Annotated in this window: 11 protein-coding genes; 6 read left to right on the plus strand and 5 right to left on the minus strand. The window is 67.1% G+C overall.

Going from position 1 to position 13,805, the window contains the following annotated elements; genetic code table 11:
- Positions 1-7: 7 nt before the first annotated feature.
- Positions 8-814, minus strand: coding sequence for an enoyl-CoA hydratase/isomerase family protein (locus tag A5709_RS05520; RefSeq protein WP_067945457.1), 807 nt, complete (start codon positions 812-814; stop codon positions 8-10).
- Positions 815-888: 74 nt separating this feature from the next.
- Here A5709_RS05520 and A5709_RS05525 point away from each other — a divergent pair, with 74 nt between their 5' ends.
- Positions 889-1,806: an SAM-dependent methyltransferase gene (locus A5709_RS05525; protein WP_068008961.1), complete on the plus strand. Its 918-nt coding sequence runs from the start codon at positions 889-891 to the stop codon at positions 1,804-1,806.
- On the opposite strand, the gene A5709_RS05530 is transcribed toward A5709_RS05525, so the two are convergent.
- The gene (locus tag A5709_RS05530) at positions 1,803-3,740 is read right to left on the minus strand and encodes a fumarylacetoacetate hydrolase family protein (RefSeq protein WP_068008964.1); all 1,938 of its coding nucleotides are present in this window, start codon (positions 3,738-3,740) and stop codon (positions 1,803-1,805) included. The genes A5709_RS05525 and A5709_RS05530 overlap by 4 nt on opposite strands.
- A complete protein-coding gene (locus A5709_RS05535) occupies positions 3,737-5,995 on the minus strand; it encodes an ATP-dependent DNA ligase (RefSeq protein ID WP_231971988.1) in 2,259 nt (752 codons plus the stop codon). Before A5709_RS05535 ends, A5709_RS05530 begins: the two co-directional genes overlap by 4 nt.
- A 136-nt stretch (positions 5,996-6,131) precedes the next feature.
- On the opposite strand from A5709_RS05535, the gene A5709_RS05540 reads away from it, so the two are divergent.
- The 5 genes from A5709_RS05540 (at position 6,132) to A5709_RS05560 (ending at position 11,884) form a co-directional block, all read left to right on the plus strand.
- Complete coding sequence (locus A5709_RS05540; RefSeq protein ID WP_197520083.1) at positions 6,132-7,640, plus strand: mannitol dehydrogenase family protein; 1,509 nt, start codon at positions 6,132-6,134, stop codon at positions 7,638-7,640.
- The gene (locus A5709_RS05545) at positions 7,637-8,494 is read left to right on the plus strand and encodes an HAD family phosphatase (protein WP_068118613.1); all 858 of its coding nucleotides are present in this window, start codon (positions 7,637-7,639) and stop codon (positions 8,492-8,494) included. The genes A5709_RS05540 and A5709_RS05545 overlap by 4 nt, the downstream gene beginning before the upstream one ends.
- 70 nt (positions 8,495-8,564) lie before the next feature.
- Positions 8,565-9,977: a mannitol dehydrogenase family protein gene (locus A5709_RS05550; RefSeq protein ID WP_067945469.1), complete on the plus strand. Its 1,413-nt coding sequence runs from the start codon at positions 8,565-8,567 to the stop codon at positions 9,975-9,977.
- Positions 9,974-10,885: a carbohydrate kinase gene (locus A5709_RS05555; protein ID WP_067945470.1), complete on the plus strand. Its 912-nt coding sequence runs from the start codon at positions 9,974-9,976 to the stop codon at positions 10,883-10,885. Before A5709_RS05550 ends, A5709_RS05555 begins: the two co-directional genes overlap by 4 nt.
- Before the next feature lie 90 nt (positions 10,886-10,975).
- Positions 10,976-11,884 carry a Ku protein gene (locus A5709_RS05560; RefSeq protein ID WP_067945473.1) on the plus strand — a complete coding sequence of 303 codons (909 nt, stop codon included), beginning with the start codon at positions 10,976-10,978 and terminating at the stop codon, positions 11,882-11,884.
- Between the two features lie 18 nt (positions 11,885-11,902).
- On the opposite strand, the gene pstA is transcribed toward A5709_RS05560, so the two are convergent.
- Positions 11,903-12,805, minus strand: a complete 903-nt coding sequence (gene pstA, locus A5709_RS05565; RefSeq protein ID WP_067945475.1) for a phosphate ABC transporter permease PstA — start codon at positions 12,803-12,805, stop codon at positions 11,903-11,905.
- Entirely contained in the window at positions 12,802-13,800 is a 999-nt protein-coding gene (gene pstC / locus A5709_RS05570; RefSeq protein WP_067945477.1) for a phosphate ABC transporter permease subunit PstC, read from the minus strand. The genes pstA and pstC overlap by 4 nt, the downstream gene beginning before the upstream one ends.
- Positions 13,801-13,805: the final 5 nt, after the last annotated feature.

A 13,805-nucleotide genomic window follows, 5' to 3' on the forward strand; every position in this document is an offset into this window, starting at 1 on the left:
CCAGCGGTCACAGCGGATCCCACTTCGGAGCCCGCTTCTCCCGGTGCGCCTTGGCCGCCTCGGACGGGTTGTTGGTGAAACCGGTCAGGATCTGGGTGCGGTTCTCGATCTCGATGGCATGCCGCAGGCTTGGCGCGTCCAGTGCCGCGTTGAGCCCGATCTTGGTCTGCCATACGCCGTAGGCGTTGTTCTCGGCGATCGACCGGGCGACCTTCAGCGCGGCCGCCATCAGCTCGTCGGGGGCCACGACCTCGTGTACCAGCCTGATGCGGTAGGCCTCGGCCGCGTCGATGATGCGGCCGGTCAGCATGAGTTCGCGCGCCACTCCCGCGCCGACGATCTTCGGCAGCAGATAACTGGTGCCCATATCCATCGACGAGAAGCCCGCCTTGATGAACGCCGAGGAGAACCTGGCCGCATCGGAAGCAACACGGATGTCGGACACCAGCGTGAACGCCAGCCCTCCCCCGACGGCCACGCCGTTGACGGCGGCGATCACCGGGATGGGCAGCTCATAGATACGGATGAACAGCTCGGCCAAGCGGACCTGGGAGTCGTAGTTGACCTTGAACGGCGGGGTCGACGGCCTGGGCTTGGTCCACGGCTCTCCGGTGCCGCTCAGGTCGGCCCCGGCGCAGAATCCGCGTCCGGCGCCGGTCAGGATCGCGGCCCGGAAGTCGCCGCCGCCGAGGACGTCCAAGGCTCGGTCCACGCCGTCGATCAGGGATCCGTCGATGGCGTTGAGGCGCTCGGGCCGGTTCAGGGTGATGCGGGCGATGCCGCCTTCGAGGGTTTCCAATTCCACTGCGGGCATACGGGAACCGTAAGCGACGCGATATTCACCGACGGGGCATACCGTAGTTTGGCCGCCACATCGAAGGAGAAACCATGGCACGAACCGAAGGTGACAGCTGGGACCTCGCCAACAGCGTGGGAGCGACGGCCACCATGGTCGCCGCCGCCAGGGCCGCCGCGAGCAAGCGTCCGCAGCCGGTCGTCACCGATGACTTCGCCGAGCCGCTGGTGCGTGCCGTCGGATTGGATGTGTTCACCAAGCTGGCCAGCGGAGAACTGGATTCCGGGGAGCTCGAGCAGAGCGTCGGGTTTCCTCGGATGGTCGACACGTTCGCCGCCCGCGCCCGATACTTCGATGACTATTTCGCGGCGGCCGGCCAAGCAGGGCTGCTGCAGGTGGTGATCGTGGCTTCGGGACTGGATTCCCGCGCCTACCGGCTGCGCTGGCCGATCGGGACGACGGTGTACGAGATCGATCAGCCCGAGGTGATCGCGTTCAAGGCGGCGACGATGTCCGAGATCGGGGCGGCGCCCACCGTCAAGCTTCGCGAGGTGGGGATCGATCTGCGCGACGACTGGCCGGCGGCGCTACAGGAGGCGGGTTTCGATCCGGCCCATCCGACGGCCTGGCTCGCCGAGGGCGTGCTCATCGGATGGCTCCCGCCCGAGGCCGAGGTCCGGCTGCTGGACTCCATCATCCCGCTGTCCGCCGAGGGCAGCAGGTTCGCCGCCGACTACGGAACGGTGACCGGGACGTCGCCTGAGGCCCAGCAACAAGCCCGGCACATGAACGAAGGCTGGCGACGGTGGGGGCTCGACATGGACCTGGGCAAGTTGGCGTACCCGGGCGAGCACACCGACGTCGCCGCCCATCTGCATGAGAACGGTTGGGACACCACCGAATCCCGGCTCACCGACCTGTTCTCCGCTGCCGGGCTGCCGGAGTTGGGCCAGGCTGAAGAGCAGGTACCGGCCACCACGATCAAATTCGTCCGGGCCGTGCGGCTTTAGCCCCGCTTGGCCAGCCACTCGGCCTGCATCACCAGCAGGGCCATGACCTCCAGCTGCGGGGTGTCGGGGTCGAGTTCGCGGTACCGCTGGTAGACGTTGACGACCACGCGCTCCGCATCCAGCCAAGTCGCATACTCACCGAGGTCGATGGTGTCCGCCGCGTCGGACCACGACAGCCCCCGGCGGTAGGCGGCCTCAGCTTGTTCGGAAACGTGCGCGAGATACCCACGGACTGCGCGGATTCCGTCCGGGTCGCTGACGGGGCCATGGCCGGGTACCACTGTCGGCGCGTCGAGCGCGATCATCGCGTCGCACGCGGCGATCCAGTTGGCGATCGGGCCGGCCCACACGATCGGGGTGCAGCCGATGAACAGCAGGTCGCCACCGAAGAGGACCCCCGCGTCGGGCACGTGAACCACCGAATCCGCGGCGGTATGCGCGGGCCCCAGGTTCAGCAGGTCGATGCGCCGCCCGCCCACCTCGATGGTCAGCTCCCGGTCGAACGTTTGATCCGCGTTGCGCACCGTGATGCCGCTGAAGTCGAAGTGCCCGAAGCGGTCTCGCGTGTAGGGGGTGGCGACCGGGCCGAGGTTCGCGGTCTGCGCCATCGCCAGCATCTCGGGCGCCATCCCGTGCGCGATCTCGTCGGCGGTGCCCCGCGCGGCGATGATCCGCACCGAGGCGTCGAGCAGTTGATTGCCGTGGGTGTGGTCACCGTTCGAGTGGGTGATCAGCGCGTCGGTGATGGGTGCCGACGAGGTGATATCCCGCATCGCGGTGAGCATTTCGCGGGTCAGCGCCAGGTCGAACAGGGTGTCGACGAGCAGGGACGCCCCATCGCCGGCCACCAGTCCGGCGTTGCTCCACCCGTAGCCGCCGTCGGGCAGCGTCCACGCCCACACCCGGTCGGCGACCTCGTGCAGGCCACGGGTGTAGGGCACCTTCGCGGGCGCCCGGTTCACCCGCCGCGGGGCTGGCGCCGCGTCCGGATTGGGCCGGGCCGCCAGGGGATGCGGCGCGCCGCTGGCGCGCACGGTTTGCCGGGTCTCGCCGAGCCCCTGGACCTGAAGCGTGACGACGTCGCCGTCGTGCAGCCAGCCGGGGAACGACTCCAGCGCTGTCGGGTTCAGGTGCTCGACCAGCGTGCAGGTCGGCACCGTGCCGGAGCCGATGACGTCACCGGGGACGAGCGTCACGCCGCGCGAGGCGTAGGAGATGACTTCGCCGAAGGTCCAATCCATTTGGGCGGTCGACCCCGACCCGATCACGGCACCGTTGACCAGGGCGGTCGCCCTCAGGTCGAGCCTGCCGTCCCGGCGATACGGCTCGAGCTCGTCGGGCGTCACCAGGTACGGGCCCAGCGTGACGCCGCTGTCTTTGCCCTTGCCCTGCCCGATCCCGAGTTGGCTTTCCATTTGCTGCAGGTCACGCGCCGACCAGTCGTTGAAGATGGTGTAACCGATGATGGCGCGTTCGGCTTCCTCGACCGAGAGATCCCGTCCACCGGTCCCGATGACCGCGGCGATCTCCAATTCGAAGTCCTGCCAAGCACTTCCGGGCGCGGTGGGGGCGTCGTCGTAGGGTCCCAAAACCGTTGCCGGGCAGGCGAAGTAGAAAGCCGGTATGCGGTACCAGGTGTCGGCGAGCGTTCGCCCGGCGCCCAGCGCGGCCTGGCAGTTGCGCATGTGGTCCAGAAAGCACAGCGAGTCACGGATGGACGGCGGCCGTGGGATCGGGGCCAAGAGCCGCGCCGCGCCCAGGGGCACGGTGGCCGCCGGCGCGCGCAGCGCCTCCTCGCCGGCGGCGCGCAACCCTTCGGCGCCACGGCCGATCAGACCGAGCAGCGTCACGCCGGCGGGCATCGCGTGGATGGCGTCACCGGACAGCACCCCGGTGCGTTCGCCGTCGGCGTCAAGGTAGGTCACCCATTTCATTCGCGCACCACCTCACTCGGTTCCTTGTCCGGACGCAGTCCGCGCCAGCTCGATTGACGCAACCGGTCGTCGGGGGTCCACTCGCTGTAGCGCACCTCGCCCACCAGCACCGGCTCGACGTAGGTCACGCCCCTGGCCTCGCTGCGGGGAAGCGGTGGGGTGAAGGGGGATTGGTCGGTGTGCAGCGGCGCCAGGGTCTTCTTCAAGTTCGCCAGGTCACGTTCGGTGAACCCGGTGCCGACCCGCCCGGCGAAGTGCAGGCCACCGTCGGTGGGAATGCCCATCAGCAGTGAGCCGATGCCGCTGCTGCGGCCACCCTCCCCGGCCTTCCAGCCGCCGATCACGACTTCCTGAGTGTTCCAGTGCTTGTCCTTGATCCAGGATGCCGAGCGTCGGCCCGGCTGATAGGTGGAGTCGCGCTTCTTGGCGACCACACCCTCCCAGCCGTGCTTGCCCGAGTGCTCCAGCGCCTGTTTCCCATCGCCCGGCAACAACTCGGGCACGATGAGGTCACTGCCACTCGCGAGTGTTTCCAACAACTTTCGGCGGTCCTGGTAGCGAGCCCTCAGCAGCGAACGGCCATCGAGATACAGCACATCGAACGCCCAGAATTCCACTCGGCTCCCGCGGCCGCGGTTCTGCATCGCGTGAAAGCTCGGCACCCCGGCGGCGTCCAAGACGACGGCCTCGCCGTCCAGCACCACGTGATGATCGGCGAGATCTGCCGCGAGCGAACGTAATTGCGGATATTCGTTGGTGACCTCGCGACCGCGCCGGGACCGCACCCGCAGGACACCGTGGTCGATTTCGACCAGCAGCCGGTAGCCGTCCCATTTACCTTCGAACGCCCACTGACTCGCCTTGCACGAATTCACCGAGCCGTGGGTGGCGAGCATGGGTGCGATCCCGTCGAAGTCGAAGACCTTCTGGTCTTTCATCCGGTGCGCCAGCCACTGGTCGCCCCTGGTTTGGATCAGCGCGTAGCGGCCGGAAACCTTGCTACCGCGCAGATTGACGATGACCTCGTTCTCGAGGAACTTCTCCGCCTCGTAGGTCCCGGAGTCCCAGATGATCACCTTTCCCGCCCCGTATTCCCCTTTGGGGATGTTGCCCTCGAAGGTCGCGTACTCCAGCGGATGATCCTCGGTGTGCACCGCCAGGTGGTTCACCGATGTGGTTTCGGGCAGGTTCTTCGGCACCGCCCACGACACCAGCACGCCGTCGCGCTCCAGCCGGAAGTCGTAGTGCAGCCGGCGGGCATGGTGCTCCTGGATGACGAAGGAATTGCCTTGGCCCGTGGCCGGTTTCGTCCGGGGGACGGGTTCCGGCGTTTTCGACGCGTCGCGCATGCTGCGGTACTTGGTCAGCCGATCCGCGACGGCAACGTCGTTGTCCAGTGTCGCCAGCAGATCCCCGTCGCGCGCCACCCGGTCCAGCACCTCGTCGTAGCGCAATTGACGCAGCGACGCCGGGGTGGCGAGCTCTTCCCACGTGCGCGGCGCCGCGACCGTGGGATGTTCGCGCCCGCGCAACGAATACGGCGCGATGGTCGTCTTCGCCCCGTTGTTCTGGCTCCAGTCCAGGAACACCTTTCCCGCCCGCAGGCTCCGGGTCATGGTCGACGTGACCAGCTTGGGCATCGACTTTTCCAGTTGCTGGGCAACCCGTTTCGCCAGCACCGTCGCCCCCTTGCTGCTCACCGGCTCCGCCAGCTGTGCGTAGAGGTGCAGGCCTTTGCTGCCGCTGGTGAGCGGAAACAGGGTCAACCCGATTCCGCCGATGAGATCGCGCACGGCATGGGCCACCTCGGCGAGCTGAGCCATGGTCACGCCCTCACCGGGGTCGAGGTCGAACACCAATCGGGTGGCCGGACCGGGCTTCAGCTCTTCGGCTTTGCTTCGGGTCCACTCCGCGACGAACCGCCACTGCGGCACGTGCACTTCCAGCGCGGCCTGTTGCGCGATCCAGGCCAGCCCTTCGGGGCTGTCGATGATCGGATACGTCGTGGTTCCGGACCGGTGCGTGACGCTCGCGCGCGGCAGCCAGTCCGGCGCCGACGAGGCCAGTTGCTTCTCGAAGAACGAATCCTGTTCGACGCCATTGGGCCAGCGCTTGCGGGTGGCCGGGCGCCCCGCGATGTGCGGGATCATCACCTCGGCGATCCGGGTGTAGTAGTCGAAGACGTCCCGCTTGGTGGTGCCGGTGGCGGGGTAGAGCACCTTGTCGGCGTTGGTGAGCTTCACCCGCGGTGCCATGAGAGTCAACTTACGCGCCTGAGCAGCGATCATGGCTTCCCACCACGGATTATGTCTCAAACGTAAATTTCTGTGACATCGATTACGAAGGCGTTAGACCCGCGGGCACGTCGGGCACGGGATACCGATGCGCATAATGTCCCGGCGTCCAGAAGGCGGCGTCCCCCTCAGCAATGCCACCCTGCAACTGCACTCCCAGCGAATCGCGATACCCACCTACGAAAGGTCGGCACTGCAACGCGGTGTCGTTCACATCGGCGCGGGCAATTTCCACCGCGCACATCAGGCCGTTTACTTCGACGACCTTGCCCGCTCAGGCATTTCGCATCGGTGGGGCGTTACCGGCGTCAGCCTGCACTCCCCCGGCGCCAAAGACTTGCTGTCGGCGCAGGACGGCCTCTACACCGTCGTGCAACGCGGCCATGACGGCCAGACCGCCCGCGTGGTCGGATCGATCGGCTCCGTCCACTACGCACCGAATGACGGCGCGGCGGTCCGCGCCGCTCTGGCCGACCCCCAAACCCGAATCGTCAGCCTGACCATCACCGACAACGGCTACTTCCTGGACCCGGTCACCGACGAGTTCGACGCGAACCACCCTGACGTGCGCGCCGACCTGGTCGCGTCCGACGGCTACGCCACCGCGTGGGGATATCTCGCCGAAGCTCTCGATCGGCGCCGCCGCGCGGGCTTGGCGCCGTTCACCGTGCTCTGCTGCGACAACATTCCCGGCGACACCCGGCCGGCGAGAACCGCGCTGGTGTCGTTCGCCGCGTGCAAGGATCCGGGGCTTGCCCGCTGGATCGAAAGGCATGTCGCGTTCCCGTCGACCATGGTCGATCGCATCACCCCGCAAACCTCGACGTCCGAGCGCGAATTCGTCGAGCAGACGTTCGGCGTGGCCGACAGGTGTCCGGTGGTGACCGAGCCGTATCGCCAATGGGTGATCGAGGATTCGTTCAGCAACGGGCGGCCGCCGCTCGAGGAGGTCGGTGCCGAATTCGTTGCCGATGTCAGCGACCACAAGCTGATCAAGACGCGCCTGCTCAACGGAACCCATATCGCGCTCGCGTGCCTGGCCACGCTGGCCGGTTACCAGCGCACCGACGAAGCGATGCGCGACCGCGTCATCTTCGATTACGTCGAGAGGCTGCTGCGCGACGAAATTCAGCCGCTGCTGCCCGCAGTCCCCGGGATGAACACCCCGGAATACCGCGCCACCCTGCTCGATCGCCTCGGCAACCCCCGCATGAGCGACCAATTGTCGCGGCTGGCCCGGCGGGGAACCAGCAAAATCACCTCGTTCGTGCTGCCCTCCCTGCAGGAGGCGATCGCGCAAGGTAGACCCCACACGCTGCTGATGTTGGCCGTTGCGGGATGGGCCCGGTATATGCGCGGCCACGACCTCATGGGCCGCAAGCTGCGCCTCGAAGACTCGCAGGCGATACCGGTGGCTAAGTTGGCCAACATGGCAGGCAACAACCCCGATCCGCTGCTGCGGCATGCGATGTTCGCCGAGCTGCGAGCGGTTCCCGGCTTTGCGGACCGCCTCGGCGAGATGATTGCGCAGATCGACACGCGCGGCGTGGTGCCCACGCTGCGCGACGCGATGCGCAACGACGCGCGAGAGCTGGTGGCACGATGACCGACGGGCTGACCTTCGTGCGCACCTTCGACCCGGCACCGATCACGACTTTGCTGTGCGATGCCGATGACAACCTGTTCGCTTCTGAGCGGCCGGCGTTCGAGGCGTCGACCGAGGTGATGAATCGTTTCCTGGCCAGGTTCGGGGTGACGGCTCCGCTCGACTCCGAGGAGTTGCGTAAGCGGGCCGTAGGGAAGAACTTTCGCGCCATGGCGCTGGGCCTGGCGGTCGAGTGCCAACTACCGCTCGACCCGGCGTTGGCCGACGGCCTCCCCGCGGCGGTGGTCGCCTCAGCCGGTGAGATGGCGAGCGGCAACGCGTTGTCCGCCGACGAACTCGAGCAGTGGGTGCGCGAAGAGCGCGAACGGGTCACCGCTCATCTGGCGGTCACCCTGACCCCCGACCCGCATGTGCTGCAACCGCTGCGAGACCTCGCACCGCACTACGCGCTGGCGGCCGTCAGCTCCAGCGCCACCAAGCGTCTGCGCGCCTGCTTCGCGGCCACCGGCATCGACTCGCTGATACCGGAGGCCGTGACTTTCAGCGCGGAGGATTCACTTCCGGTGCCGACAAGCAAACCCGACCCCGCGGTGTACCTACATTCCGGCGAGGTATTGGGCGTCGCAGTGGAGCAAGGGTTGGCGATCGAAGATTCCGTGGCCGGGGTGAGCTCCGCGGTCGCAGCCGGCTTCGCCACCGTAGGCAACCTGATGTTCGTGTTGCCTGACGAACGGGATTGCCGCCGAAAGGAATTGATTGATGCCGGCGCAGTCGCGATCACCGATTCGTGGCGTGCGCTTGCCGATGTCCTGCTGTTGTCGGCCGTGCCGGCCGGGGGTTCCCACCTCGCGTAGGACATCTACCGTCGAGAGGCGCCACGAGCCCGGTGACAGTCCGGGCCGTGGCCCGGTGAGGAGTTGGCCAATGGTGGCTAGCGCGATCAACCTGAACAATGCGTCGCTTCCAGAACTGCCGATCGAGGCGCCGAACTATGACCGCGGCAGCGTGACCGTCGGCATCGCGCACATCGGCGCCGGTCATTTCCACCGGGCGCATCAGGCTGCGTACCTCAACCTGCTGATGCAGCAGGGCCTGGCGCACGACTGGGGCATCTGCGGCGTAGGGGTGATGCCCGCCGACTGGACCATGCGCGACGTTCTCAACGGCCAGGACGGGCTGTACACGTTGATCTTGGAGAATCCCAACGGGAGTCGGGATGCCCAAGTCATCGGGTCGATCGTTGACTACCGCTACGCTCCGGACGATCCGGAATCAGCGTTAGAGGTGCTCGCCGCGGCGTCGACCCGGATCATCTCGCTGACCATCACCGAAGGTGGGTACCGCGACCCCGATGGGCCTGCGTTCGCGCTGATCACCGAGGCGCTCGCCCGGCGGCGCGATCGGGGAGTCCCCGCGCCGACGGTGGTCTCCTGCGACAACATCGAGAGCAACGGCGAAGTCGCCAGGCGCACCGTGCTCGCCAGTGCCGAACGCCGAGATCCCGCGTTGGCCGAGTGGGTGGCCGAACACGCCCGGTTCCCTAGTTCGATGGTTGACCGCATTACTCCGGCAACGACTTTGGAGATGGCCGCGGAGGTGCGGCGTGACTTCGGCGTCGATGACCGGTGGCCGGTGGTTGCCGAACCCTTCACCGCCTGGGTGATCGAGGACGACTTCGCCGATGGCCGCCCGCCGCTGGAGCAAGCGGGGGTGCTGATGGTCGACGACGTGCGCCCGTACGAGCTGATGAAGCTGCGGCTGCTCAACGCGGGGCATCAGTGCTTGGCCTACTTCGCTCATCTGTGCGGCTTCCAGTTCGTCCACGAGGCGGCGCGCGATCCCCTGTTCGCCGAATTCCTGCTCTCGTACTTCGACACCGAGGCCATCCCCACCCTGCCCCCGGTGCCGGGAATCGACCTGCACGAATTCGGCCGCACGCTGGTCGAACGGTTCGCCAACCCGGCCGTGCGCGACACCGTCGCGCGCATCTGCGCCTACTCGTCGGACCGGATCCCGAAATGGCTGTTTCCCGTCATCTGCGACAACCTGGCCACCGGCGGGCCGGTTCAACTGGCCGCCGCGGCGGCGGCCAGCTGGGCGCGCTACGCCGAGGGCACCGACGAATGGGGTAAGCCTTACGAGGTGGTGGACCAGCTCGCGGATTCGCTCATCCCGATCGCCCGGTCGCAACACCAGAATCCCACCGCGTTCGTCGAGGTGACCGCCGTGTTCTGCGATCTGGCCCACCAACCGAGGTTTGTCGAGGCGTATTGCTGGGCGCTGGATTCGTTGCACGCCAAGGGAGCTCGGGCGACTCTGGAGGCCCTGGTGCGATGACGCGCGGGCTGGTGATCGGCGAGTCGCTGATCGACATCGTCGACGGCCACGAGCACGTCGGCGGCAGTCCGCTCAACGTCGCCGTCGGACTCGCCCGGCTGGGCCGCGAGGTCGACTTCCTGACCCACATCGCCGACGACCCATATGGCCGGCGCATCGTCGACTACGTGAAAACTGCTGGCGCACAGCTAGTCCCGGGCAGCATTGCGGCTACCCGGACACCGACTGCGGTCGCGACTCTCGCCCAGGACGGTTCGGCAGACTACGTGTTCGATCTGGACTGGCGGCTCTCCGGCACACCGGAAGTTCCGCCACCGCTGTTCGTCCATACCGGGTCCATCGCCGCCGTGCGGGAGCCGGGCTGCCTGGCCGTTGCGGCGTTGATCGAGACCTACCGCCTCTCGGCTACGGTCACCTTCGACCCCAACGTGCGGCCGTCGCTGATCGACGACCCGGCCTCGGCGCGTGCCCGCATCGCACGCCTGGTGGAGCTCAGCGACGTCGTCAAGGTCAGCGACGAGGACCTGCGCTGGATCGACCCCGATCACGAACCGGAGCAGACCGCCCGAAGCTGGCTGGCGTCGGGGCCGGCGATCGTCGTGGTGACGATGGGCGCCCGCGGCTCGCTGGCCGTGTGCTCCGCCGGCGAGGCACGCGCGGCCGCCAGGCCGGTCCGGGTGGTGGACACCGTCGGCGCCGGTGACGCCTTCGCGGTGGGCCTGCTCGATGCGCTCTGGGGCATGAACTTATTGGGCGCCGACCGCCGGGCCGCCCTGCGCAACATCCCGATCAACGTCCTCGCGGAAGCGCTCGAGGCGGCCGGCCTTTCGTCCGCCGTGACCGTGGGCCGCGCTGGGGCAGACCTCCCCTCTCGCGCCGACCTGCGGGCCAAGGCAAACGGGCCGTAGCTTCTCGGCAGGCCTCGATGCGGTCACGAGCTGCGGCGCAACGGCCCCGCGTCCTGTTAGCCGGCGAACAGTATGGGCATACTGACTTACATGCGCTCCATCTGGAAGGGCTCGATCGCGTTCGGGCTGGTCAACGTCCCGGTCAAGGTGTACAGCGCCACCCAGGACCACGACATCAAGTTCCATCAGGTGCACGCCAAGGACAACGGCCGCATCCGATACCAACGCGTTTGCGAGGTGGACGGCGAGGTCGTCGAATACCGCGACATCGCCCGGGCGTTCGAATCCGACGATGGGCAGATGGTCATCATCACCGACGACGACATCTCCACCCTGCCCGAAGAACGCAGCCGCGAGATCGAGGTATTGGAGTTCGTTCCCGCCGAAGAGGTCGACCCCATGTTGTTCGACCGTAGCTACTTCCTGGAGCCGGATTCCAAGTCGTCGAAATCCTATGTGTTGCTGGCAAAGACGCTCGCCGAGACCGATCGGATGGCGATCGTGCACTTTACGCTGCGCAATAAGACGCGGCTGGCGGCGTTGCGGGTCAAGGACTTCGGCAAGCGCGACGTGATGATGGTGCACACCCTGCTGTGGCCCGACGAAATCCGCGACCCCGACTTCCCGGTGCTGGACAAGGAAGTCGAAATCAAGCCGGCGGAGCTCAAGATGGCCGGTCAGGTGGTGGAGTCGATGGCCGAAGACTTCAATCCGGACCGCTACCACGACACCTACCAGGAGCAGCTCCAGGAGCTCATCGACGCGAAACTCGAAGGCGGCGAAGCCTTTACCACCGAGGAGCAACCCAAGGAACTCGACGAGACCGAGGACGTCTCCGACCTGCTGGCCAAGCTGGAAGCTAGCGTGAAGGCGCGCTCCGGAAACGGTAAGGCTCCCGCGAAGAAGGCACCCGCCAAAAAGACCGCCGCCAAAAAGACGGCCGCGAAGAAGGCACCGGCGAAGAAGGCTCCCGCCAAGAAGGCCGCGTCGAAATCCTGACGCGCAGCCGCCGCGTGGTCAGCGCCGGCGGGTCGCCAGGAACCGGGTCGCCGCCGCGATCAGGTTGATCACCGCGACGATGATGATCAGGCTGAGCGCCGCGCCCCAGATGCGCAGGAAACCGGCCCGCTCGGGATTGGTGAGTTCGGTGTAGATCAGCAGCGGGAGCGAGGCCATGTTGCCGTGGAAGATGTCGACGTTGATCGACCGGCTGTAGCCGACGAGCACCAGCACCGGGGCGGTTTCGCCGACGACCCGCGCGACGGACAGCAAGACACCGGACACGATGCCGGGCATCGCGATCGGGAACACGATCCGCATGATGGTCTTCCACTTGGGAACCCCGAGCGCGTAGCTGGCTTCGCGCAGATCGTCGGGCACCAACCTCAGCATTTCCTCGGCGGACCGCACCACCACCGGCAGCATCAACAAGACCAGCGCCAGCGACACGGCGAACGAGCTCTGCTGGAATCCCAGGGTGGCGATCCAGAGGCTGAAGATGAACAAGGCCGCAACGATAGAGGGCACCCCGGCGAGCACGTCGACCATGAACGTCGTCAGCCGCACCAGCCGGCCGGAGCCGTATTCCACCAGGAAGACGGCTGTCATGAGGCCCAGCGGCACGGACAGCAGGGCGGCGACGCCGGCCTGTACGACGGTTCCGTACAGCGCGTGATAGATGCCGCCGGCGAACTGCTCCGGCAGGATGCCGTGCAGCGAGTGGGTCCACCAACCCGTTCGGGTGACCGCGTACCAACCCCGGGCCACCACCACCGACAGCACCCAGACAAGCGGCACCAGCGCGATGAGGAACGAGGCGACGAAGAAAATGGTCGCGGCGCTGTTCGTGAGCCGGCGCCGCACGCTGACGGGCCGGAACGCCTGGGTTTTGACCGGCCGGTCGAACACGCTGGCCGTCATCCGTTGACCTTCCCGCCGGCGATGGCGCGCGCGAGCGCGTTGACAACGAACGTCAAGACGAACAACGCGAATCCCGCGGCGATGTAGGCCCCGGTAGGCAACGGTTCGCTGAATTCTGCTGCCGCGGAGGCGATCTTCGAGGCAAACGTGTAGCCGCCGTCGAACAGCGACCAATTTCCCGGGCGTGCGGCGGAGCGCAAAATGATCAGGACCGCCACCGTCTCGCCGAGCGCCCGGCCCAGCCCCAACATGGACGCCGCGATGACGCCGCTGCGGCCGAACGGCAGCACGGTCATCCGCACCACCTCCCACTTGGTGGCCCCCAGCGCTTGCGCGGCTTCCATCTGGATGTGCGGAGTCTGCCGGAACACTTCCCGGGAGACCGACGTGATGATCGGCAGGATCATCGCCGAGAGCACGATGCCCGCGGTGAAGATGGTGCCGCCGCCGGCCAGCGAGACGTTGCCCTGCTTGAACAGGAAGAACCAGCCCAGGTGGCGATTGAGGAACGCCGCGACCGGCTCGATCCTGGGCGCCAGCACGAAGATGCCCCACAACCCGAAGATGATCGAGGGCACCGCGGCCAGCAGGTCGACGATCGCCCCGAACGGGCGGGCCAGCCGCTTGGGCGCGTATTGGGTGAGGAATACCGCGATCCCGACCGCGACCGGCACCGCCACCACCAGCGCGGTGACCGAACTGAGCACCGTGACCATCAAGAGGTCACGGATGCCGAACGCCAGCTTCCCCGGGTCGGTGGTGCTGAACTGGGCGCTGGTGAAGAAGTTCGCGTGGTTGACGCGCAACGACGGAACCGCACGTATCAGCAGGAACACCGCGATCAGCAGGATCGCGACCACGATCGTCGACCCGGCAGCGGCAGCCGTCAGCTTGAACAGCCGGTCGCCCCGCCGACCTGATGGCGCGCCCAGCGCCTTGAGCTCAGGCTTTTTCGGAGTCGACGGGCTGGCTACCGCTCCTCGGGTCACGACCACCTCAA

The organism is Mycobacterium sp. E1386, from assembly GCF_001672745.1.
GTDB lineage: Bacteria > Actinomycetota > Actinomycetes > Mycobacteriales > Mycobacteriaceae > Mycobacterium.

What these genes read in the sequence shown, in the direction of transcription:
- A5709_RS05545 (WP_068118613.1), top strand. Translation starts at nt 7,637, where the DNA reads ATGACCGACGGGCTGACCTTCGTGCGCACCTTCGACCCGGCACCGATC.
- A5709_RS05555 (WP_067945470.1), top strand. Translation starts at nt 9,974, where the DNA reads ATGACGCGCGGGCTGGTGATCGGCGAGTCGCTGATCGACATCGTCGAC.
- A5709_RS05550 (WP_067945469.1), top strand. Translation starts at nt 8,565, where the DNA reads ATGGTGGCTAGCGCGATCAACCTGAACAATGCGTCGCTTCCAGAACTG.
- A5709_RS05530 (WP_068008964.1), bottom strand. Translation starts at nt 3,740, where the DNA reads ATGAAATGGGTGACCTACCTTGACGCCGACGGCGAACGCACCGGGGTG.
- A5709_RS05540 (WP_197520083.1), top strand. Translation starts at nt 6,132, where the DNA reads ATGTCCCGGCGTCCAGAAGGCGGCGTCCCCCTCAGCAATGCCACCCTG.
- A5709_RS05525 (WP_068008961.1), top strand. Translation starts at nt 889, where the DNA reads ATGGCACGAACCGAAGGTGACAGCTGGGACCTCGCCAACAGCGTGGGA.
- A5709_RS05560 (WP_067945473.1), top strand. Translation starts at nt 10,976, where the DNA reads ATGCGCTCCATCTGGAAGGGCTCGATCGCGTTCGGGCTGGTCAACGTC.
- A5709_RS05535 (WP_231971988.1), bottom strand. Translation starts at nt 5,995, where the DNA reads ATGGCACCGCGGGTGAAGCTCACCAACGCCGACAAGGTGCTCTACCCC.
- pstA (WP_067945475.1), bottom strand. Translation starts at nt 12,805, where the DNA reads ATGACGGCCAGCGTGTTCGACCGGCCGGTCAAAACCCAGGCGTTCCGG.
- A5709_RS05520 (WP_067945457.1), bottom strand. Translation starts at nt 814, where the DNA reads ATGCCCGCAGTGGAATTGGAAACCCTCGAAGGCGGCATCGCCCGCATC.